The following is a 20,248-nucleotide window of genomic DNA, read 5'->3' on the forward strand; positions in this document are numbered from 1 at the left end:
CTCCCCTCCCGATCATGGCGAGGACGATGAGCTAGCGGAGGTGCACGGGTGGCCAGCAGAGGTCTGTTCCGGACCAAATCGATCGAACAGTCAATCCAGGACACAGAGGAGCCAGAACACGCGCTCAAGAAGTCCCTGTCCGCGCTCGACCTCACCGTTTTCGGGGTCGGAGTCGTCATCGGGACCGGCATCTTCGTCCTCACCGGCAAGGTCGCCAAGGAGAACGCCGGGCCCTCGGTCTCCATCGCCTTCGTGGTCGCGGGCGTGGTGTGCGCGCTCGCCGCGCTCTGCTACGCGGAGTTCGCCTCGACGCTGCCGGTGGCCGGATCGGCCTACACCTTCTCCTACGCCTCGCTCGGCGAGCTTCCGGCGTGGACCATCGGCTGGGACCTGGTGCTCGAATTCGCGCTGGGCACGGCGGTGGTGGCGGTCGGCTGGTCCGGGTACGTGCGCTCGCTCCTGGACAACGCGGGCTGGCACCTGCCCGAGGCGCTCAGCGGCCGCGACGGCGCGCACGGCTTCGGCTTCGACATCCTGGCCGCCGCCCTCGTCCTGGTGCTCACCGTCATCCTCGTGCTCGGCATGAAGCTCTCGGCCCGGGTCACCTCGGTCGTCGTCGCCATCAAGGTCGTCGTCGTCCTGATCGTGATCGTCGCGGGCGCCTTCTTCATCACGTCCTCCAACTACTCGCCGTTCATCCCCACGGCGCAGCCGCAGAGCGCGGGCAGCGACCTCAAGGCGCCGCTCATCCAGCTGATGTCCGGGTACGCCCCCACCAACTTCGGCGTGATGGGCATCTTCACCGCAGCCTCCGTCGTCTTCTTCGCCTTCATCGGCTTCGACGTCGTGGCCACCGCCGCCGAGGAGACCAGGAACCCGCAGCGGGACATGCCGCGCGGCATCCTCGGCTCCCTGCTGATCTGCACGATCCTCTACGTGGCCGTGTCCGTCGTCGTCACCGGCATGCAGCACTACACCGAGCTCTCGGTGGACGCGCCGCTCGCCGACGCCTTCAAGGCCGTCGGGCACCCCGTCTTCGCCGGCGTCATCAGCTTCGGCGCCGCCGTGGGCCTCACCACGGTGTGCATGATCCTGCTGCTCGGCCAGACCCGGGTGTTCTTCGCGATGAGCCGGGACGGACTGCTGCCCCGGTTCTTCTCGCACGTCCACCCGCGCTTTCGCACCCCGCACCGGCCGACCATCCTGCTCGGCGTGATCATCGCGATCGTGGCCGGCTTCACCAGCCTCAGCGAGCTCGCCGAACTGGTCAACATCGGCACCCTGTTCGCCTTCGTCATCGTCTCGATCGGCGTCGTCATCCTGCGCCACACCCGCCCCGACCTGCCCCGCGCCTTCCGCACCCCGCTGGTGCCCTGGGTGCCCGGACTCGCGGCGGCCGCCTCGCTGTGGCTGATGATCAACCTGCCCGCGGAGACCTGGATCCGGTTCGCCGTGTGGATGGCGATCGGCATCGTCATCTACTTCGCCTACGGCCGCCGGCACAGCATCGTCGAGAAGCGCGCCGCCCGCGACGCTCCGTAACCGGCGCCCGGATCCATGCGGCCCCCGTATGTCCGCGCGATCGGGACGTACGGGGCCGCATAGGGTGGCTCGCATGCTCGCCGAGCCGTCACCCTCGCTACGATCCGTGACCACGAGCGTGCTGCCGGGCCAGCGCCGCCGCACCACCGAACCGGCCGGCCCCGCCCCGGCCCCCTACTGGCGGCGGCTGCTCCCGGTCCTCGCCGTGCTCGCGCTCGTCACCCGCATCCCCTCGTTCCGGCATCCGCTGTGGAACCCCGACGAGGGCTATCTCGCCGTCCAGGCACGGCAGTTGGCGAGCGGCGGCGCCCTCTACGCCACCGTCGTCGACCGCAAACCGCCGCTGCTGCCCTGGCTGTACGAGGCCGCGTTCGCGCTGTGCGGCGACGGCTCGCTCGGCCCGCTGCGCCTCGCCGCCGTCGCCGCCCAGCTCCTCACCGCGCTCGCGCTGGCCTCCACCGCGCGCCGCCGCTGGGGCGACCGCGCGGGCCGGGCCGCGGGCGTGCTCTATCTGCTCGTCTCGGTGGGGCTGAACCCCGAGGACGCCCAGGCCGCGACCTTCGAGGTGTTCATGCTGCCGTTCACCGCGGCCGCGGTGCGCTGCGCGGACCGCGGCCAGTGGACCCGGGCCGGCCTCGCGATCGCCGGGGCCTGCCTCACCAAGCAGACCGGCGGCGCGGCCCTGGCCCCCGTCCTGTGGCTGCTCTACCGGTACCCCTGCGGCCGCCCAAAGGCCGTGCTGCGCACGGGAGTCGGGGTGGCGTTTCCCGTCGTCGCCGCGGCCCTGCTCACCGGCCCCTCCCGCTTCCTGTTCTGGACGGTCACCGGCTCCTCGTCCTACGCCTCCTTCACCGGCTCCGAACTCCACGTGCTGGCAAGGGGGTTGACCAACGCCCTCATCCTGGCGGCGGGTTGCGCCGGGCTCCTGCCGCCGGTCGTACGGGTGCTGCGCATCGCCCGGACCGGGGCCGCCGACCTGTGGCTCTGGCTGCTCGCGTCGGCCGGTGCGGTGCTGCTCGGCTTCCACTTCTTCGGGCACTACTACCTCCAGCTCATCCCGCCCCTGGTGCTGCTCGCCACCGGCGCCCTCCAGATCCTGCCGCCGTACCGGCTCACCAGCGCCCTGCTCACCTCGGCCTGCGCGTGCGCGCTCTTCCTGCTGTGGGGCCTGCTCGCGCCCCGCCCCGACCTCGCTCACACCGAGCGCCTCGCCGCCGCCGTCGAGGCCCGCACCGGCCCCGCCGACCGGGTCCTGGTGTGGGGCATACACCCCGAGACGTACTGGTTGGCCGGCCGCGCCCCCGCGAGCCGCTATCTGACCGCGGGCCTGCTCACCAACTACAGCGGCGGCCGGGACGGCCCCCAGGTGGGGGAGAGGTATGGGGTCGACGGGGCCTGGCCGGTGTTCCGCGCCGAACTCGCGGGCCGCCCCCCGGCACTCGTCGTCGACGACTCGCGGGGCCTGCCCTTCGCACCCGACCACCTCCCCAGCCTGCGGCGCTTCCTCGACTCCCGGTACCAGCGCGCCGCGGTCGTGGACGGGGCCGTCTTCTACGTGCGCGCGCGCTGAGCGCCGCCTCACCCGGCCGGGCGAACGCCAACGGGTGGAAGCGGGTACGCGGCGCCGGCGACCGGAGGCGAAAAGCCGCACGTCGGGACGGAAATCCCGGGGAAATCGGGGGCCACGACCAGTGTTATGGTCGCTGAAAGTCGCTGGTTTGCTGGACCCGGACGCGTCGCGCGGATCCGGTGGGGAAAGGTGGTCGCGGACCATGGCACAGAGGTCTCGACAGGCATCGGGCGCACAGCCCGCGAGGGCCGGGGGCATCGTCACCGCACCGGTCGCCGCCACCCCCGTCGTGGTGGCCGAGGACGGCCTTCCCACGGTCACCGACTGGCTCCGGCTCGGCAAGGACGGCCGGCTCACCGCGTACGCGCCCGCCACCGAGGGCGTGGCCCGCTGGACCGAGTCCCGGCCGGGCGGCGCCTGGACCGGCCCCGAGCTGGTCGCACCGGGCAAGGGCCTCCAGGGGCACCTCTCGATCGCCCAGGGCGCCGACGGCTACGTCCACCTGACGGCGCTGCGCCACACCCCGATCGAGGACGGCGCCACCTGGACCGAGCTGGTCCACGCGATCCAGTACCAGTCGGGCCGCCCGGTCAAGAACTGGGCCGTGGTGGGCTCCCCCTACCCGCGGCGCGACTGGAAGCTCGGCCTCAGGATGGGCCACCCCTCGGTGGGCGTGGACTCGGGCGGCAACGCGCAGATCGTGGTGCGCAACGCCTTCGGCGGTGTCTCCGCGCGCGGCCAGGAACCGTCCGGCAAGTGGGCCGGCTGGGCCGACCTCAACGGCAACGGCGCCGACCGGTCGATATCGGTCGTCGCGTCGGCGGGCGGCCGGATGGTCATCCACGCCCCGTCCGACAACGGCATCATGCGCTTCGAACGGACCGCGGCGGACGCCAAGTTCGAGCGGATCGAGAAGCTGCCCGGCACCCCGGAGACGGCCACCGTCACCGGCCTGGAGACCGGCGAGGACGGCCGGGTCACCTTCTTCCTGCGCGACGCGAAGTCCGGCGAGGTGCGCGCCTGGCGCGGTGACGGCCCGGTCGAGTCGCTCGGCGGCAAGGGCACCGGCCCGGTCGCGGTGCTGCGCAAGGAGATCGACGGCGTCGACTGCACGGTGCTCGCCCAGCGCGACCGCGACGGGCGGCCCTCGATAGCGGCCTACCCCACCGAGCAGGAGAGCGCCGGGGTCAGCTGGACGCCCACCGGCGAAGTCTGCGCGGGCGCCCCGGCGTTGACGCTGGACGCGCAGGGCCGCGTCGTCCTCGGCGTGTTCACCCCGGACGGCGGCCTGCGGATCACCCGCCAGCGCACCGACGAGCGGGGCCTGGCCCTGGAGGCCTGGCAGCAGGTCTGACCCACGGCGCCCTGTGCGGCGAGGCCCGGAACCGACGCCCGGTTCCGGGCCTCGCCGCATTCCTGACGCCACGTCAACCATCGTGCTACTGACGGTACTTGAGCGCGAAACGGCCCCGCACCGAGGTGCGGGGCCGCTGTCGTGCCGTATCGGCGGGTGCGCTACGCGGGGACGCTCGCGACGCCCTGCGCCAGGAACTTCTTCCCGTTCACGCGCTCCGAGACGCCCTCGCGGTCCAGGTACGGCGTGATGCCGCCCAGGTGGAAGGGCCAGCCGGCGCCGGTGATCAGGCAGAGGTCGATGTCCTGGGCCTCGGCGACGACGCCCTCGTCCAGCATCAGACCGATCTCCTGCGCCACCGCGTCCAGGACGCGGTCACGGGTCTGCTCCTCGGTCAGGGCCACATCGCCCTGCTTGAGGAGGGCGGCGACCTCCGGGTCCAGCTCCGGCTTCCCGGAGTCGTACACGTAGAAGCCGCGCTTGCCGGCCTTCACGACCGCGGCCAGGTTCTCGGAGACCGTGAACCGGTCCGGGAAGGCGCGGTGGAGGGTCTCGGACACATGCAGACCGATGGCCGGGCCGACCAGCTCCAGGAGGACCAGCGGCGACATCGGCAGACCGAGCGGCTCGACGGCCTTCTCGGCGACGGCGACCGGGGTGCCCTCGTCGATGACGTTCTGGATCTCGCCCATGAAGCGGGTCAGGATGCGGTTCACGACGAACGCCGGGGCGTCCTTGACCAGGACCGCGGTCTTCTTCAGCTTGCGCGCCACCCCGAAGGCCGTGGCCAGCGAGACGTCGTCGGTCTGCTCACCGCGGACGATCTCCAGGAGCGGCAGGATCGCGACCGGGTTGAAGAAGTGGAAGCCGACGACCCGCTCGGGGTGCTTCAGCTTCGACGCCATCTCGGTGACCGAGAGCGAGGAGGTGTTGGTGGCGAGGATCGCGTGCGCCGGGGCGACCGCCTCGACCTCCGCGAACACCTGCTGCTTGACGCCGATCTCCTCGAAGACGGCCTCGATGACGAAGTCGGCGTCCGAGAAGCCCTCGGCCTTGTCGAGAACACCCGAGACCAGGCCCTTGAGGCGGTTGGCCTTGTCCTGGTTGATCCGCGACTTGGCGAGCAGCTTGTCGATCTCGGCGTGGACGTACCCCACGCCCTTGTCGATGCGCTCCTGGTCGATGTCGGTCAGGACGACCGGCACTTCGAGGCGGCGCAGGAAGAGCAGGGCCAGCTGCGAGGCCATGAGGCCGGCGCCGACGACACCCACCTTCGTCACCGGGCGCGCCAGGTTCTTGTCCGGGGCGCCGGCCGGGCGCTTGGCGCGCTTCTGGACCAGGTTGAACGCGTAGATGCCGGACCGCAGTTCGCCACCCATGATCAGGTCGGCGAGCGCGCTGTCCTCGGCGTCGAAGCCGGCCTGGAGGTCGCCGTCCTTGGACGCCGCGATGATGTCCAGGGCGCGGTAGGCGGCCGGGGCCGCGCCGTGCACCTTGGAGTCGGCGATGAAGCGGCCCTTGGCGACGGCCTGGTCCCAGCCCTCGCCGCGGTCGACCTCGGGGCGCTCGACGGTGACGTCGCCCTTGAGGACGTTCGCGGTCCAGATGAGGGACTGCTCCAGGAAGTCGGCACCCTCGAACAGGGCGTCCGCGATGCCGAGTTCGAAGACCTGCTTGCCCTTGAGCTGGCGGTTCTGGTTCAGCGAGTTCTCGATGATGACCGAGACGGCCTTCTCGGCGCCGATCAGGTTGGGGAGCAGCGTGCAGCCGCCCCAGCCCGGGACCAGGCCGAGGAAGACCTCGGGCAGCGAGAACGCGGGCAGCGCCTTGGAGACGGTGCGGTAGGTGCAGTGCAGACCGACCTCGACACCGCCGCCCATGGCCGCGCCGTTGTAGTACGCGAAGGTCGGCACGGCCAGCGCGGAGAGGCGCTTGAAGACCTCGTGGCCGCTCTTGCCGATGGCGAGCGCGTCCTCGTGGCGCTTGAGGATCTCGACGCCCTTGAGGTCGGCGCCGACGGCGAAGATGAACGGCTTGCCCGTGACACCGGCGCCGACGATGGAGCCCTCGGCCGCCTCCTTCTCCACCTGGTCGATGGCGGCGTTCAGGTTCGCGAGCGAGCCCGGGCCGAAGGTGGTCGGCTTGGTGTGGTCGAAGCCGTTGTCGAGCGTGATGAGCGCGAAGCGCCCGGCGACGTAGGGCAGTTCGAGGTGGCGTACGTGCGCGGACGTCACGACCTCGTCCGGGAACAGCTCGGCCGCGCCCTTGAGAAGCTCAGCGGTGGTGGTGCTCACTTGCTGCCTCCGGCGTCCTTGTGGTGCGGGTTCTCCCAGATGACCGTGGCGCCCATGCCGAAGCCGACGCACATGGTGGTGAGGCCGTAGCGGACCTCCGGCTGCTCCTCGAACTGCCGGGCCAGCTGCGTCATCAGGCGTACGCCGGACGAGGCGAGCGGGTGGCCGTAGGCGATGGCGCCGCCGTACTGGTTGACGCGCGCGTCGTCGTCGGCGATGCCGTAGTGGTCCAGGAACGCGAGGACCTGGACGGCGAACGCCTCGTTGATCTCGAACAGGTCGATGTCGCCGATGGACAGGCCCGCCTTGGCGAGGGCCTTCTCGGTGGCCGGGATCGGGCCGTAGCCCATGACCTCGGGCTCGACGCCGGCGAAGGCGTAGGAGACGAGGCGCATCTTCACGGGGAGGTTGTTCTCCCGCGCGAACTCCTCGGACGCGATGATCGACGCGGTGGCGCCGTCGTTGAGGCCGGCCGCGTTGCCCGCGGTGACGTTGCCGTGCACGCGGAACGGCGTCTTGAGGCCCGCGAGGCTCTCCAGGGTGGTGCCGGGACGCATCGGCTCGTCGGCGGTGACCAGACCCCAACCGGTCTCGCCCACCTCGGAGTTGGTGTTGCGCACCGAGATCGGGACCAGGTCCTGCTGGATCTTGCCGTCGGCGTACGCCTTGGCGGCCTTCTCCTGCGAGCGCACGGCGTACTCGTCGGCGCGGAGCTTGGTGATCTGGGGGTAGCGGTCGTGCAGGTTCTCGGCGGTCATGCCCATGAAGAGGGCGGACTCGTCGACCAGCTTCTCGCTGACGAACCGCGGGTTGGGGTCGACGCCCTCGCCCATGGGGTGGCGGCCCATGTGCTCGACGCCACCGGCGATCACGGCGTCGTACGCGCCGAACGCGATGGAGCCGGCGACCGAGGTCACGGCGGTCAGGGCGCCCGCGCACATGCGGTCGATGGAGTAGCCGGGCACGGACTGCGGGAGGCCCGCGAGGATGCCGGCCGTACGGCCCAGGGTCAGGCCCTGGTCGCCGATCTGGGTGGTCGCCGCGATGGCGACCTCGTCGATCTTCGCGGGGTCGAGGGCCGGGTTGCGGCGCAGCAGCTCGCGGATCGCCTTGACGACCAGATCGTCGGCCCGGGTCTCGTGGTAGATGCCCTTCGGGCCCGCCTTGCCGAACGGGGTGCGGACGCCGTCGACGAAGACGACGTCCCTGACGGTACGAGGCACGATGGCTCTCCTCCAGGGTGCGGGGTGGCACTGCACTGCTGCGCACGCGACTGAGCGCGCGCTCACTCCACCCATGCTACTTACGAGTAACCAGCCTGCCCACCCCCGGGGCCGGGAGCGGCGAACGTCACACCTCCCGGAGCTCCGCCCCGGCCCGGGCCATTTCGCCCACCCTCCCGCCCGTTGCCCGGGGTTGGTTGGTTCCGGCCCCTGGGGGCTCCGCCCCCAGACCCCGTTCGCGCCTGAAGGGCACTCGTCCCCAATCTCCCCCAAGGCCTTAGGGGCCAGGGGGGGACCCCCATAACGGGCTATAGGCGCCCCCGCGCCGGGCCGACGAGGAACGCGGGGGAACTGCGCGAGAAGCGGGCACGGTCCGCAGTCGGGATGGGGTTTGGGGGCGCGGGGAACTGCGCGAAAAGCGGGCACGGTCCGCAGCCGGGAGGGGGTTAGGGGCGCGGGGAACTGCGCGACCAGCCACGCACGGTCCGCACCCGAACCCGGCCCTTCCGAACCCGGCCCTTCCGAACCCGGCCCTTCCGAACCCGGCCCTTCCGAACCCGGCCCCCTCCAGGCCCTGCACTTCCCTCCGCCCCCAGCCCATCTGCCCCCGGCCCCCTCCTCACCCGGCCCCCTCCTCACACCCCCGGAGGGTTGCGGGAAGGGGTGGGGAGGGGCGCACCCGGGGTCTGGGGCGGAGCCCCAGGGCCGAAGATCCCGGACCGGAGCCCCCAGCCCCAGGGCGGGAAGCCCAGGATTAGCCGGGCGGCGGCAACCGCAATCTGGCCGGAATTCGTCGTCCGGCCAGGGCTCCGCGTCCGGCCAGGGCTTCGCGGCCGGTCAGGGCTTCGCGGGGGCCGCCGCGAGCGCGGCGGTCAGCAGCGGCGTGACCTGGGCGATCTGCCAGGGCCGGGCACCATGCGCGGCCAGCGCGTCGGCCACCGCGGCCGAGGAGCGGTCCCCCGGCGGCTCCCAGCACACCCGCCGCACGGTGTCCGGAGTGATCAGGTTCTCCTGCGGCATGTTCAGCCGCTCGGCAAGCTCGGAGACCGAAGCCCGCGCCGCCGAGAGCCGGGCCGCGGCGGCCGGGTCCTTGTCCGCCCAGGCGCGCGGCGGCGGAGGCCCCTGCAACGCCTGCCCGGGCTGCGGCAGCTCCGCCTCCGACAGGGCCTTGGCGCGGTCGACGGCGGCCTGCCACTGCTCCAGCTGACGCCGCCCCATCCGGTGCCCGAACCCGGGCAGCGCGGTGAGCGCGTTCACATGGGCGGGCAGCGCCAGCGAGGCCTCGATGATCGCGGAGTCGCTGAGCACCTTGCCCGGCGAGACGTCACGTCGCTGCGCCACCTTGTCCCGCGCGGTCCACAGCTCGCGCACGGCCGCCATCTGACGGCGCCTGCGCACCTTGTGCATGCCGGAGGTGCGGCGCCAGGGGTCCTTGCGCGGCGGCGCGGGCGGGGCGGAGGCGATGGCGTCGAACTCCTCGTGCGCCCACTCCAGCTTGCCCTGCCGGTCCAGCTCCGTCTCCAGCGCGTCGCGCAGATCGACCAGGAGCTCCACGTCCAGGGCCGCGTACCGCAGCCAGGGCTCGGGGAGCGGCCGGGTCGACCAGTCGACGGCCGAGTGGCCCTTCTCCAGGGCGTACCCCAGCACGCTCTCGACCATCGCGCCCAGACCCACCCGCGGGAAGCCCGCGAGCCGGCCGGCCAGCTCGGTGTCGAAGATCCGGGAGGGAACCATGCCTATTTCGCGCAGGCACGGCAGATCCTGCGTGGCGGCGTGCAAGATCCACTCAGTGTCCGAAAGTGCCTCCCCCAGAGCGGAGAGATCCGGACAGCCGACCGGGTCGATGAGCGCCGTGCCCGCGCCCTCCCGGCGCATCTGCACCAGATAGGCGCGCTGCCCGTAGCGGTAGCCGGACGCGCGCTCGGCGTCGACGGCGACGGGGCCGGTGCCGGCCGCGAAGGCCGCGACCACCTCGGCCAGGGCCTCGTCGGTGGCAACGACGGGCGGGATGCCCTCTCGGGGCTCCAGCAAGGGAATCGGCGCCTTTTCGACGTCGTCCGGGGGAGCGCCCCCGGTGGTTCGCAGTGCTGTCTCTGCTGCGGTCTTATGGGCGTCGGTCACCTGTCAAGGGTATCTGTGTATGCACCGCGCCCGTCGACGGAACGTTCCGTCGACGGGCGCGTGAGGGTCGTAAACCGGTCAGTGGATGATTCCGGTCCGCAGCGCGACGGCCACCATCCCGGCGCGGTCACCCGTGCCGAGCTTGCGTGCGATCCGGGCGAGGTGGGACTTGACGGTCAGGGCGGACAGGCCCATCGAGACGCCGATGGCCTTGTTGGACTGGCCCTCCGCCACGAGCCGGAGCACCTCGACCTCACGGCCGGAGAGCTCGCGGTAGCCGCCCGGGTGGCTCGGGGCACCCGGGGGGCGGCGGTGCATACGGGCGGCGGCGGAGCCGATGGGGGCGGCGCCGGGGCGGCCGGGGTGCCCGATGTTGGTACGGGTGCCGGTGACGACGTAGCCCTTCACACCGCCCGCGAGGGCGTTGCGCACGGCGCCGATGTCGTCGGCCGCGGACAGGGCCAGGCCGTTGGGCCAGCCGGCGGCTCGGGTCTCGGACAGCAGGGTCAGCCCGGAACCGTCGGGCAGGTGGACGTCGGCAACGCAGATGTCGCGCGGGTTGCCGACGCGGGGACGGGCCTCCGCGATGGACGACGCCTCGATGACGTCACGTACTCCGAGCGCCCACAGGTGCCGGGTGACGGTGGAGCGGACTCGGGGGTCGGCAACGACGACCATGGCCGTCGGCTTGTTCGGGCGGTAGGCGACCAGGCTTGCGGGCTGCTCAAGAAGAACGGACACCAGGCCTCCTGGAAAGGTGCGGGACGAAGCCGGCTCGGGGATGAAGCCGGGGCGAACCGTGCAGTTAGGGTCACAAACCTCTTCGGCACCAAACCCCTCGGCCTTTAGAGAATGATCACGATTTGGTGAGAAACATTTAGGGCAATTCGGACAGACGCTCGATCGTCGAGTAACCGGCGGGGCGCACGGCCCCCCGCGGAGCGCGCCGAAAACGCCCCGCGCCCCGCCGAAGCGGGGCGCGGGGCGCCAGGAAACGCGAGGTCAGCGGGGATCGCGCCGCTGGGGCAGGGTCACCACGCCGCTGCCCCCCTCGGCCGGGCCGGTGACCGGCGGCAGGCCGGCGATCTGGCACAGCAGATCGCACCAGGCGGCGAGATGACCCGCCGTGTCCGGCACCCCGCCGTGGCCCTCGCGCGGGGTCCAGGAGGCGCGGATCTCGATCTGGGTGGCCGGAAGTCGCTCCGAAAGTCCGCCGAAGTAGTGCGATCCGGCCCGGGTGACCGTGCCACTGGCCTCCCCGTAGGACAGCCCGCGCGCCTCCAGGGCGCCGGTCAGCCACGACCAGCACACCTCGGGGAGCAGCGGGTCGGCCGCCATCTCCGGTTCCAGTTCGGCCCGTACGAGGGTGACCAGGCGGAAGGTGCCCTGCCAGGCGTCGTGTCCGGCCGGGTCGTGCAGCAGGACGAGCCGACCGTCGGCCAGATCGTCCTCGCCCTCGACGACCGCCGCCTCCACGGCGTAGGCGTGCGGCGCCAGACGCTGGGGCGGACGCGTCTCGTCCACCTCGATCTCGGGGCGCAGTCGCGCCGTGCGCAGTGCGTCGACGGCCCGACGGAAGGGGATCGGAACGGTCGTCCCGTCCGCGGCTTCCCTGCCGTCAGCGCCATCCGAAGTTCGTCCCTGAGCGGCAGCCATGCGGGGAAGACTAGGCGGAACGGGCGCCCGGCGCCGGTAGGGACACCCGGCCCGGGCCGGCGGCTTGCCGCCACATGCGAAGATTCTGGTCGTGAGCGCCAACGACCGCCCTGTGGGCCAGCCGAACAGCAAGACGCACGACTCCGCGTTCCTCAAGGCATGCAGGCGGGAAGCCGTCCCGCACACGCCGGTCTGGTTCATGCGCCAGGCGGGGCGTTCGCTGCCGGAGTACCTGAAGGTGCGCGAGGGCATCCCCATGCTGGAGTCGTGCATGCGGCCCGAGCTGGTCACCGAGATCACGCTCCAGCCGGTGCGCCGGCACAAGGTCGACGCGGCCATCTACTTCAGCGACATCGTCGTCCCGCTCAAGGCCATCGGCATCGACCTGGACATCAAGCCCGGCGTCGGCCCCGTCGTCGCCGAGCCGATCCGTACCCGGGCCGACCTCGCCCGGCTGCGGGACCTCACCCCCGAGGACGTCCACTACGTCACCGAGGCCATCGGCATGCTGACCGGCGAGCTCGGCTCCACGCCGCTCATCGGCTTCGCCGGCGCCCCCTTCACCCTGGCCAGCTACCTCGTGGAGGGCGGCCCGTCCCGCAACCACGAGAACACCAAGGCCATGATGTACGGCGACCCGGAGCTGTGGGCCGACCTGCTCGACCGCCTCGCCGACATCACCGCCGCCTTCCTCAAGGTGCAGATCGAGGCCGGCGCCTCCGCGGTGCAGCTCTTCGACTCCTGGGTGGGCGCGCTCGCCCCGGCCGACTACCGCCGCTCGATCCTGCCCGCCTCGGCGAAGGTCTTCGACGCGGTCGCCCCCTACGGCGTGCCCCGCATCCACTTCGGCGTCGGCACCGGCGAACTGCTCGGCCTCATGGGCGAGGCCGGTGCGGACGTCGTCGGCGTCGACTGGCGCGTCCCGCTGGACGAGGCGGCCCGCCGGGTCGGCCCCGGCAAGGCGCTCCAGGGCAACCTGGACCCGGCGGTCCTGTTCGCGCCGACCGCGGCCGTCGAGGAGAAGACCCGTGAGGTGCTGGATGCGGCCGCGGGCCTGGAGGGCCACATCTTCAACCTCGGCCACGGCGTACTGCCCTCGATGGACCCGGACTCGCTGACCCGCCTCGTCGCCCACGTCCACGAGCAGACCGCCAAGTAGCGGCTGCCCGGCGGCGCGCACGCTCCCGCTACCCGGCGGCGCGCACCTTCGAGACCGCCTTGCGCGCCGCCACCAGGACCGGGTCCCACACCGAGGAGAACGGCGGGGCGTAGCCGAGGTCGAGGGCGGTCATCTGATCCACCGTCATACGCGCGGTCAGGGCGACCGCCGCGATGTCGATCCGCTTGGCCGAGCCCGTGCCGCCCACGATCTGCACGCCGAGCAGCCGTCCCGTGCGCCGCTCGGCCAGCATCTTCACGGTCATCGGCGCCGCGCCCGGGTAGTAGCCGGCGGTGGTGGTCGATTCGATGGTCGCCGTGACGTACCGCAGCCCCTCCTCGTCGGCCTGCCGTTCCGTGAGGCCGGTGCGGGCCACCTCCGTCTCGCAGACCTTGGTCACGGCGGTGCCGACGACACCCGGGAACGTGGCGTAGTCGCCGGCCACGTTGGACCCGATGATCTGGCCGTGCTTGTTGGCGTGCGTGCCGAGCGCGATGAAGCGGTGCCGGCCCGAGACCAGGTCGAGCACCTCCACACAGTCGCCGCCCGCCCAGATGTCGGCGTGCCCGTGCACCCGCATCGAGGTGTCCGTGAGCAGCCCGCCGGACTCCCCGAGCGGCAGACCGGCCGCGCGGGCCAGGTCCGTACCCGGAGTGACGCCGAGACCGAGCACCACCACGTCCGCCGGATACTCGCCCGGCCCCGCCCCCGCCCCCGACCGCGTCGTCACCGCCCGCACCCGGCCCGAATCCCCGGTCAGCACCTCGGTCACCTCGGCGCCCGTGACCATCCGGATCCCGGAGCGCTCCATCGCCTCGGCCAGCCGGTGCCCCAGGTCCGGGTCGAGCGAGTTCATGGGCTCGGCGCCGCGGGTCAGGAGCGTCACCTCGAAGCCCCGGCCGAGGAGCGCCTCGGCCATTTCGATGCCGATGTATCCGCCGCCCACCACCACCGCGCGCCGCCCCCGGGCCGCCGCCAGGCTCTCCAGGAGGGCCCGTCCGTCGTCGATGGTGTGGACCCCGTGCACCCCGGGCGACTCGATCCCCGGCAGCGCGGGCCGCACCGGCCGGGCCCCGGTCGCGAGGACGAGCTTGTCGTAGGAGGTCCACTCCTCGGCGCCCGACACCAGATCGCGCGAGCGCACCCGGCGCCCCGCCACGTCCAGCTCCGTGACCTCCGTACGCATCCGCAGGCCGATGCCGCGCTCGCGGTGCTCCTCGGGGGTGCGGGCGATCAGGTCGTCGTGCTTCGGTACGTCGCCGCCCACCCAGTACGGGATGCCGCAGGCGGAGTACGACGTGAAGTCCGACCGTTCGAAGGCGACGATCTCCAGTTCCTCGGGGCCCTTCAGCCTGCGGGCCTGGGACGCCGCGGACATGCCCGCCGCGTCACCGCCGATGACCACCAGTCGCTCCGCCGCCATGGGTGTTGCCTCCGCTCGTGAGGGTCGCTGCTCCTGGTGACGATACGTACGGGGGCCGCGCGGTATTCCCCGCCTGCGGGGGAGCGGACCGGGTGTTGACCGAGGGCGGCCCCCAACTCGGCAGCCGGACCGGCGAGTTGAGGTCGGCCGTGGGATGCCGCAGGGCTCGTTTCGGGAGGTCGGCGGGGGTCTGAGACAGTGGAGGCATGGACAACGCCCCCGCCCGCGCCCCGCACATCGTCGTCGTCGGAGGCGGTATCTCCGGCCTCGCCGCAGCCCACCGGCTGCTCGCGTCCGGTGCCCGGGTGACCGTGCTCGAAGGCAGCGCGGTGCTCGGCGGCAAGCTGCTCGCCGGGGAGATCGAGGGCGCGCCCGTCGACCTCGGCGCCGAGTCGATGCTGGCCCGCCGCCCCGAGGGCGTGGACCTCGCCCGCGCGGTCGGCCTCGGCGACCGGATCCAGGCGCCCGCCGCGGCCGGCGCCGCCATCTGGACCCGGGGCGCGCTGCGGCCGATGCCCACGGGCCATGTGATGGGCGTGCCCGCCGAGCCCGGCACCCTCCACGACATCCTGTCCGCCGAGGGCCTGGCCCGCGTCGCGCAGGATCGCGAGCTCGCCCCGAGCGAGGTCGGCGAGGACATCGGCGTCGGCGAGTTCGTCGCCCGGCGGGTCGGCCGCGAGGTCGTCGACCGGCTGGTGGAGCCGCTCCTCGGCGGGGTCTACGCGGGCGACGCGTACAAGATCTCGATGCGGGCCGCCGTGCCCCAGCTCTACGAGGCGGCCCGCACCCACGGCTCGCTCCTCGACGGCGTACGGGACATCCAGGCCAGGGCCGCCGCGAGAGCGCAGAGCGGGCCCGTCTTCGCGGGCCTGGACGGCGGCATCGGCACCCTGCCGGCCGCGGTCGCCGAGGCCGTGCGGGCCCGGGGCGGCGAGATCCGCACCGAGGCCCCCGTCCTGGGGCTCGCCCGGACCGCCGACGGCTGGCGGATCCGTACCGACGCCGAGCTGATCGCCGCCGACGGCGTGATCCTGTCCACCCCCGCCTGGTCCGCGTCCGAGCTGCTCGGCGCCGAGGCGCCGGTCGCCGCCGCCGAACTCGCGGAGGTCGAGTACGCCTCGATGGTCCTGGTCACCCTCGCCTTCCGGCGGGCCGATCTGGCCGGTCTTGAGGAGCGTTCGGGGTTCCTGGTGCCGCCGGTGGACGGCCGCACCATCAAGGCCTCCACCTTCTCCTCGTACAAGTGGAGTTGGGTCAAGGAGCGCGGCTCGGACCTCTTCGTGCTGCGCACCTCGATCGGGCGCTACGGCGAGGAGCGCCATCTGGACTGGGACGACGCCGACCTGGTGGACGTCTCGCTCGGCGATCTCGGCGACGCCGTCGGCCTGTCGGCGCGGCCCGTCGCGAGCCGGGTCAACCGCTGGATCGGCGGCCTTCCGCAGTATCCGGTGGGCCATCTCGCCAAGGTCGCCCGCATCCGCGCGGAGGTCGCCAAGCTGCCCGGACTGCGGGTCTGCGGCGCCGTCTACGACGGTGTCGGCATCCCCGCGTGCATCGCGAGCGCCCGGCGGGCCGCGGACGAGATCATTGCCACGTCGACCCTGGCGCGGAACACCCAGAGTGACGCGGGACAATAGCCACATGAGTGCTGCTCCGGAAAAGATTCCCAACGCGGGGAAGAAGGCGAAGGACCTCAACGAGGTCATCCGCTACACCCTGTGGTCTGTCTTCAAGCTGCGCGACGTACTGCCCTCCGACGAGGCGGTCCGGTCGGGTTACGCCGACGAGGTCCAGGAGCTGTTCGACCAGCTCGCCGCCAAGGACATCACCGTCCGCGGCACCTACGACCTGTCGGGTCTGCGCGCGGACGCCGACATCATGATCTGGTGGCACGCGGAGACCTCCGACGAGCTCCAGAGCGCCTACAACCTGTTCCGCCGCACCAAGCTGGGCCGCGCCCTCGAACCGGTGTGGTCGAACATGGCGCTGCACCGGCCCGCCGAGTTCAACAAGGCGCACATCCCGGCGTTCCTGGCCGACGAGAACCCGCGCGACTACGTGTCGGTGTACCCGTTCGTGCGCAGTTACGACTGGTACCTGCTGCCCGACGAGGACCGTCGCCGGATGCTCGCCGACCACGGCAAGATGGCCCGCGGCTACCCCGACGTACGGGCCAACACGGTCGCCTCGTTCTCGCTCGGCGACTACGAGTGGCTGCTGGCCTTCGAGGCCGACGAACTGCACCGCATCGTCGACCTCATGCGCCACCTGCGCGCCTCCGAGGCCCGGATGCACGTCCGCGAGGAGGTCCCGTTCTACACGGGGCGCCGCAAGAGCGTCGCCGACCTCGTGGCGGGCCTGGCCTAGCAAGACCAGGTGACCGGGGCCCGCGCCACGCGAGCGGGCCCCGGTCATCCCTGACCCGGAAGATCAGAGAGCGGGCAGCACACGCCCCGGCCTGCCGGCTGCCCGCTCGTCCAGCGACACCGGGTTCGGCTCCCGGTGCGGCGCGCACACAGCGCGCCGCACCGGCGTCCGGCCGTTCAGCAAGTAGTCCTCCACATAGCCGTTCACACAGGCGTTGGAGCCACCCGCGATGCCATGCGTACCGGCGTCCTTCTCCGTGATCAGGACGGAGCCCGGCAGCCGCCGCTGGAGTTCCAGGGCCCCCGGGTACGGCGTCGCCGCGTCCCGCTCGGCCGCCAGGATCAGCGTCGTCGGCAGCGCCCCCGGCTTCGCGCCGACGTCCACCGGCTTCTGCTGCGGGGCCGGCCAGTAGGCGCACGGCAGGTTCATCCACGCGTTGTCCCACGTCTCGAACGGCGCGGTCACCGCGAGCCCGGTGTTGTCGCGGTCCCACGTCGCGAAGTCCCTCGGCCAGGGCGCGTCGTTGCACTCGACGGCCGTGTACACCGCGTTCCCGTTCTCGTCGTCGACCGCCGACTCCGGCCTCGGCGAAGCCTGTTGGACCAGCGGGCGCTCATTGCCCTTGAGGTACTCCGAGAGCGCTGTGGCCCGGCTCGACCAGTAGTCGTCGTAGTACCCGGCCTTGAGGAAGGCGGCCTGCAACTGGGCGGGGCCCACCGTGCCGCCGGCCGGTTCGCGGGTCAGCCTGGCCCGCACCCGCTCATAGCTCCCCAGCACCTCCTCGGCCGTACTGCCCAGGTGGTAGACCGCGTCGTGCCTGGCGACCCAGGCGCGGAAGTCGGCCCAGCGGTTCTCGAACGCCCGTGACTGGTCCAGGTTGTTGCGGTACCAGATCTGCTTCGGGTCCGGGTCGACCGCCGAGTCGAAGACCATCCGGCGGATGTGCGAGGGGAACAGCGTCGCGTACACCGCCCCGAAGTAGGTGCCGTACGAGGCGCCCATGAACGTCAGCTTCTGCTCGCCGAGCGCGGCCCGCAGCACGTCCAGGTCACGGGCGTTGTTGATGCTGGTGTAGAACCGCAGGGCGTCCCCGGCGTTGCGCGCACAGCCCTCGGCGTACGCCCGGGCCTGGGCGATCCGCTCCAGCTTGTACGACTCGGAGGGGTAGGTGGGCGACTCGGTGGGCGCCTTGGCGAAGTCGGCCGGGTCCTGGCAGGACAGCGGCGCCGAGCGGGCCACCCCGCGCGGGGCGTAGCCGACCAGGTCGTACGCTCCGGCGATCCGCTTCCAGTCGGAGAGCCCGGCGACCATCGGGAAGTACATGCTGGAGGCGCCGGGTCCGCCCGGGTTGAAGACGAGGGCGCCCTGCCGCTCGGCGGGCTTGCCCTTGGCCTTGGTCCGGCTGACGGTCAGCGAGATCTGACGGCCCGTCGGATGACGGTAGTCCAGCGGGACTTGGACCGTTCCGCACTGCACGGAAGGAGGCAGCGCCTCCGCCTCGGGGCACCGGCCGAAGGCGATCGGCCGGGCGGCGGCGCGCTGGGCGGCGGCCGTCACACCACGGGCCTCGGCGGTCAGCGGGTCGGCGCTGCCCGCGGGGGCGGCGACGAGGGCGGAAAGGACGAGGGAACCCAGGGTTCCGTACAGCGCTACAGCTCTCATCGCCGGTACATCCCTTTCGTGCTGCGGTACTACGGAAGTACATACAGACCAGAAGGGGATACTTCGGACGAGTGAAAGTAAAGCAGCGGGGCCGCGCCGGGCGCGGTCATTGACTCCGATGCGCGAAGCGGCCGCTCGTGAGGGCGCTGCGCAGCTGGGGGTCCTCCACGGCCCGCAGTCCGCGCACGGCGACCGCGGTGAGCGGGTCGCCCGTGGCGTCGAGCCCGCCGAGCAGCGCCTGCCCGTCGGGCGAGGCCCAGCGGGTGTACGGGTGGATCTCCACCCGGGCGATGGCCAGACAGCCCAGGGTGAGGACGAGCGGGAGCGCGAACCAGGCCGCGATCTCGGGCCGCCCGGTGCCCGTCTCGCCCGGCATGAACAGGGCGGCGCAGGCGAGCGCGGTGATGAGCAGGGCGGCGCCGCGCACCGACTTCACCGAGGCGCTGACCCCGGACCGTACGGCGTCGGGGACCGCGAGGCCCGCGCCGGCCAGCCGGTCGGCCAGGGCACGCACCGCGTCCGCCCCGGCGGTGCCGGACCGTATCGTCTCGATCCGCTCCTGGCCGCCGGGGCCGATCGCCGTCAGGACCGAGCGCTCCAGGTCGTCGCGGCCCTCGGGGTCGACGACGGTGGCCCAGCCGGTGTGGGCGAGCAGCAGTCGGCTGGCCCGGTGCATGGAGACGAGGGTCAGGTCGACGACCCGGTAGGGGCCGCCCGCCAGGAACGCGGCCTCGTAGCAGGACAGGCCCCGCCCGTCGTCCGTACGCGGCCGGGGGCGGGCGGCGGCGACGGCGGCCAGACAGAGCCGGCCGCAGGAGAACCCGGCCGCGACCATCGCGGGCAGAAGGAACAGGACCCAGAACATGGCCGAGTTGTATGCGAAGTTGACGCTTCGCCGCCACAGTCTGTCCACAATTTGGACGTCGGGTTATCGCTTCGTTACGGAGTGTGGGGTGTCTCCGGTGCGGGAGATGCCTCGTCCTTCGGGCGGGAGGCGGCCGGGGGCAGCGGGAACGACGGCTCGGTCCCGGCGGGCGGTTCGACGCCGTCGGCGGGCTCCGGCGTGAGCGGTGCGGCGCTCGGTGGTGTCGCCCCCGGCGTGGGCGGCGGGGGGCCGGTGGGGTTCGCCGTCGCCGCCGCCGCGGCGTCCCGGGCGAGCGCGTCGAAATCGACGAACCCGGTGGCCTCCAGCATGGTGATGTGGTCGAGGACGGTCGTGTTCGCGTCGTCGGCGAGCCCGCGGACCAGCGAGTTGCGGGTGTTGGCCCTAATCTGCGCGACCAGGGCGAACACCTTGCCGTGGGCGGCGCGCAGCAGGTTGGCGAAGTCCCGCTCGTAGGCGGTGCCGGAGTCCGCGGTCAACTGGCTCAGCCATCCCCGCTGTTGGGCATTGGGCTGATTCGGCAGCTCCATGCCGAGCTGGGCCGCGACCTCGCGGACCCGGGCGTCGAGGAAGGCGTGCCCGTCGACGAGGTGCTGACCGGCCGCCCTGACGGCGTCGCTGGGATCCCGCTGGATGGCTTGCCGGCCGGCCGGGCCCTCCCAGAGCCCGGCCAGCCGCACCCGGACCACGAAGTCCCGGTCGGCGGCGGTCAGCGGCCCCCAACGGGTGCGCACCGTACCGGCGTTGAAGTCGGCGAGTGGGGTGCCCGCGCGGTCGGCGTACGACCAGACGGGGAAGAGCAGCGCGAGCAGAGTCGCGGCCAACGCGATGATGACGAGTCCGGTACCGGACAGCAAGCGACGCATGGGTGCCTCCTGGTGCGGTGCCGCACGGTAGTGCGGATGCCGCCGGTTTCGGAGGCGGTTCGGTGAAGTGGGTGGCCAGGTGGTGTGGGAGTCGTCACGTGATGCGGGAGTGCACACCAACTCCACTG

Annotated in this window: 15 protein-coding genes; 6 read left to right on the forward strand and 9 right to left on the reverse strand. The window is 72.4% G+C overall.

Annotated elements, in window-relative coordinates; all coding sequences use genetic code 11:
- Positions 1–48 precede the first annotated feature (48 nt).
- The 3 genes from CG740_RS17325 (at position 49) to CG740_RS17335 (ending at position 4,466) form a co-directional block, all read left to right on the forward strand.
- Entirely contained in the window at positions 49–1,542 is a 1,494-nt protein-coding gene (locus CG740_RS17325; protein ID WP_100576036.1) for an amino acid permease, read from the forward strand.
- A gap of 73 nt (positions 1,543–1,615) precedes the next feature.
- The gene (locus CG740_RS17330; RefSeq protein WP_100576037.1) at positions 1,616–3,112 is read left to right on the forward strand and encodes an ArnT family glycosyltransferase; all 1,497 of its coding nucleotides are present in this window, start codon (positions 1,616–1,618) and stop codon (positions 3,110–3,112) included.
- Positions 3,113–3,314: 202 nt separating this feature from the next.
- Positions 3,315–4,466 carry a hypothetical protein gene (locus CG740_RS17335; RefSeq protein WP_234376303.1) on the forward strand — a complete coding sequence of 384 codons (1,152 nt, stop codon included), beginning with the start codon at positions 3,315–3,317 and terminating at the stop codon, positions 4,464–4,466.
- A 161-nt stretch (positions 4,467–4,627) separates the two neighbouring features.
- On the opposite strand, the gene CG740_RS17340 is transcribed toward CG740_RS17335, so the two are convergent.
- The 5 genes from CG740_RS17340 to CG740_RS17360 form a co-directional block, all read right to left on the reverse strand.
- Positions 4,628–6,760 carry a 3-hydroxyacyl-CoA dehydrogenase NAD-binding domain-containing protein gene (locus tag CG740_RS17340; protein WP_100576038.1) on the reverse strand — a complete coding sequence of 711 codons (2,133 nt, stop codon included), beginning with the start codon at positions 6,758–6,760 and terminating at the stop codon, positions 4,628–4,630.
- The gene (locus CG740_RS17345) at positions 6,757–7,983 is read right to left on the reverse strand and encodes a thiolase family protein (protein WP_100576039.1); all 1,227 of its coding nucleotides are present in this window, start codon (positions 7,981–7,983) and stop codon (positions 6,757–6,759) included. The genes CG740_RS17340 and CG740_RS17345 overlap by 4 nt, the downstream gene beginning before the upstream one ends.
- Before the next feature lie 837 nt (positions 7,984–8,820).
- Positions 8,821–10,104 carry an HRDC domain-containing protein gene (locus CG740_RS17350; protein ID WP_100576040.1) on the reverse strand — a complete coding sequence of 428 codons (1,284 nt, stop codon included), beginning with the start codon at positions 10,102–10,104 and terminating at the stop codon, positions 8,821–8,823.
- Between the two features lie 78 nt (positions 10,105–10,182).
- Positions 10,183–10,845, reverse strand: a complete 663-nt coding sequence (locus tag CG740_RS17355) for a response regulator transcription factor (protein ID WP_100576041.1) — start codon at positions 10,843–10,845, stop codon at positions 10,183–10,185.
- 261 nt (positions 10,846–11,106) lie between these two features.
- The gene (locus CG740_RS17360) at positions 11,107–11,760 is read right to left on the reverse strand and encodes a DUF3000 domain-containing protein (RefSeq protein ID WP_100576042.1); all 654 of its coding nucleotides are present in this window, start codon (positions 11,758–11,760) and stop codon (positions 11,107–11,109) included.
- A gap of 91 nt (positions 11,761–11,851) precedes the next feature.
- Here CG740_RS17360 and hemE point away from each other — a divergent pair, with 91 nt between their 5' ends.
- Positions 11,852–12,919 (forward strand): uroporphyrinogen decarboxylase, encoded by a 1,068-nt coding sequence (gene hemE, locus CG740_RS17365; RefSeq protein WP_100576043.1) that lies wholly within the window; start codon positions 11,852–11,854, stop codon positions 12,917–12,919.
- A 28-nt stretch (positions 12,920–12,947) separates the two neighbouring features.
- Here the strand turns inward: hemE and CG740_RS17370 are convergent, their stop codons facing one another.
- A complete protein-coding gene (locus CG740_RS17370) occupies positions 12,948–14,342 on the reverse strand; it encodes an FAD-dependent oxidoreductase (RefSeq protein ID WP_100576044.1) in 1,395 nt (464 codons plus the stop codon).
- 206 nt (positions 14,343–14,548) lie between these two features.
- Between CG740_RS17370 and hemG the strand changes: the two genes are divergently transcribed.
- Both hemG and hemQ read left to right on the forward strand, forming a co-directional pair.
- Positions 14,549–15,979: a protoporphyrinogen oxidase gene (gene hemG / locus CG740_RS17375; protein ID WP_100576045.1), complete on the forward strand. Its 1,431-nt coding sequence runs from the start codon at positions 14,549–14,551 to the stop codon at positions 15,977–15,979.
- Between the two features lie 4 nt (positions 15,980–15,983).
- Complete coding sequence (hemQ, locus tag CG740_RS17380; protein WP_100576046.1) at positions 15,984–16,709, forward strand: hydrogen peroxide-dependent heme synthase; 726 nt, start codon at positions 15,984–15,986, stop codon at positions 16,707–16,709.
- A gap of 63 nt (positions 16,710–16,772) precedes the next feature.
- Here the strand turns inward: hemQ and CG740_RS17385 are convergent, their stop codons facing one another.
- The 3 genes from CG740_RS17385 to CG740_RS17395 form a co-directional block, all read right to left on the reverse strand.
- Positions 16,773–18,371: an alpha/beta hydrolase gene (locus tag CG740_RS17385; protein WP_100576047.1), complete on the reverse strand. Its 1,599-nt coding sequence runs from the start codon at positions 18,369–18,371 to the stop codon at positions 16,773–16,775.
- A 106-nt stretch (positions 18,372–18,477) separates the two neighbouring features.
- On the reverse strand, positions 18,478–19,236 hold the full coding sequence (locus CG740_RS17390; protein ID WP_100576094.1) for a TIGR04222 domain-containing membrane protein: 759 nt from the start codon (positions 19,234–19,236) through the stop codon (positions 18,478–18,480).
- A gap of 74 nt (positions 19,237–19,310) precedes the next feature.
- Positions 19,311–20,120 carry a DUF4142 domain-containing protein gene (locus tag CG740_RS17395; protein ID WP_100576048.1) on the reverse strand — a complete coding sequence of 270 codons (810 nt, stop codon included), beginning with the start codon at positions 20,118–20,120 and terminating at the stop codon, positions 19,311–19,313.
- Positions 20,121–20,248 lie beyond the last annotated feature (128 nt).

Source organism: Streptomyces sp. CB01201 (assembly GCF_002803085.1).
Classification (GTDB): Bacteria; Actinomycetota; Actinomycetes; order Streptomycetales; family Streptomycetaceae; genus Streptomyces; species Streptomyces hundungensis.

What these genes read in the sequence shown, in the direction of transcription:
- hemG (WP_100576045.1), top strand. Translation starts at nt 14,549, where the DNA reads ATGGACAACGCCCCCGCCCGCGCCCCGCACATCGTCGTCGTCGGAGGC.
- CG740_RS17335 (WP_234376303.1), top strand. Translation starts at nt 3,315, where the DNA reads ATGGCACAGAGGTCTCGACAGGCATCGGGCGCACAGCCCGCGAGGGCC.
- CG740_RS17385 (WP_100576047.1), bottom strand. Translation starts at nt 18,371, where the DNA reads ATGAGAGCTGTAGCGCTGTACGGAACCCTGGGTTCCCTCGTCCTTTCC.
- CG740_RS17390 (WP_100576094.1), bottom strand. Translation starts at nt 19,236, where the DNA reads ATGTTCTGGGTCCTGTTCCTTCTGCCCGCGATGGTCGCGGCCGGGTTC.
- CG740_RS17370 (WP_100576044.1), bottom strand. Translation starts at nt 14,342, where the DNA reads ATGGCGGCGGAGCGACTGGTGGTCATCGGCGGTGACGCGGCGGGCATG.
- CG740_RS17330 (WP_100576037.1), top strand. Translation starts at nt 1,616, where the DNA reads ATGCTCGCCGAGCCGTCACCCTCGCTACGATCCGTGACCACGAGCGTG.
- hemQ (WP_100576046.1), top strand. Translation starts at nt 15,984, where the DNA reads ATGAGTGCTGCTCCGGAAAAGATTCCCAACGCGGGGAAGAAGGCGAAG.
- CG740_RS17360 (WP_100576042.1), bottom strand. Translation starts at nt 11,760, where the DNA reads ATGGCTGCCGCTCAGGGACGAACTTCGGATGGCGCTGACGGCAGGGAA.
- CG740_RS17395 (WP_100576048.1), bottom strand. Translation starts at nt 20,120, where the DNA reads ATGCGTCGCTTGCTGTCCGGTACCGGACTCGTCATCATCGCGTTGGCC.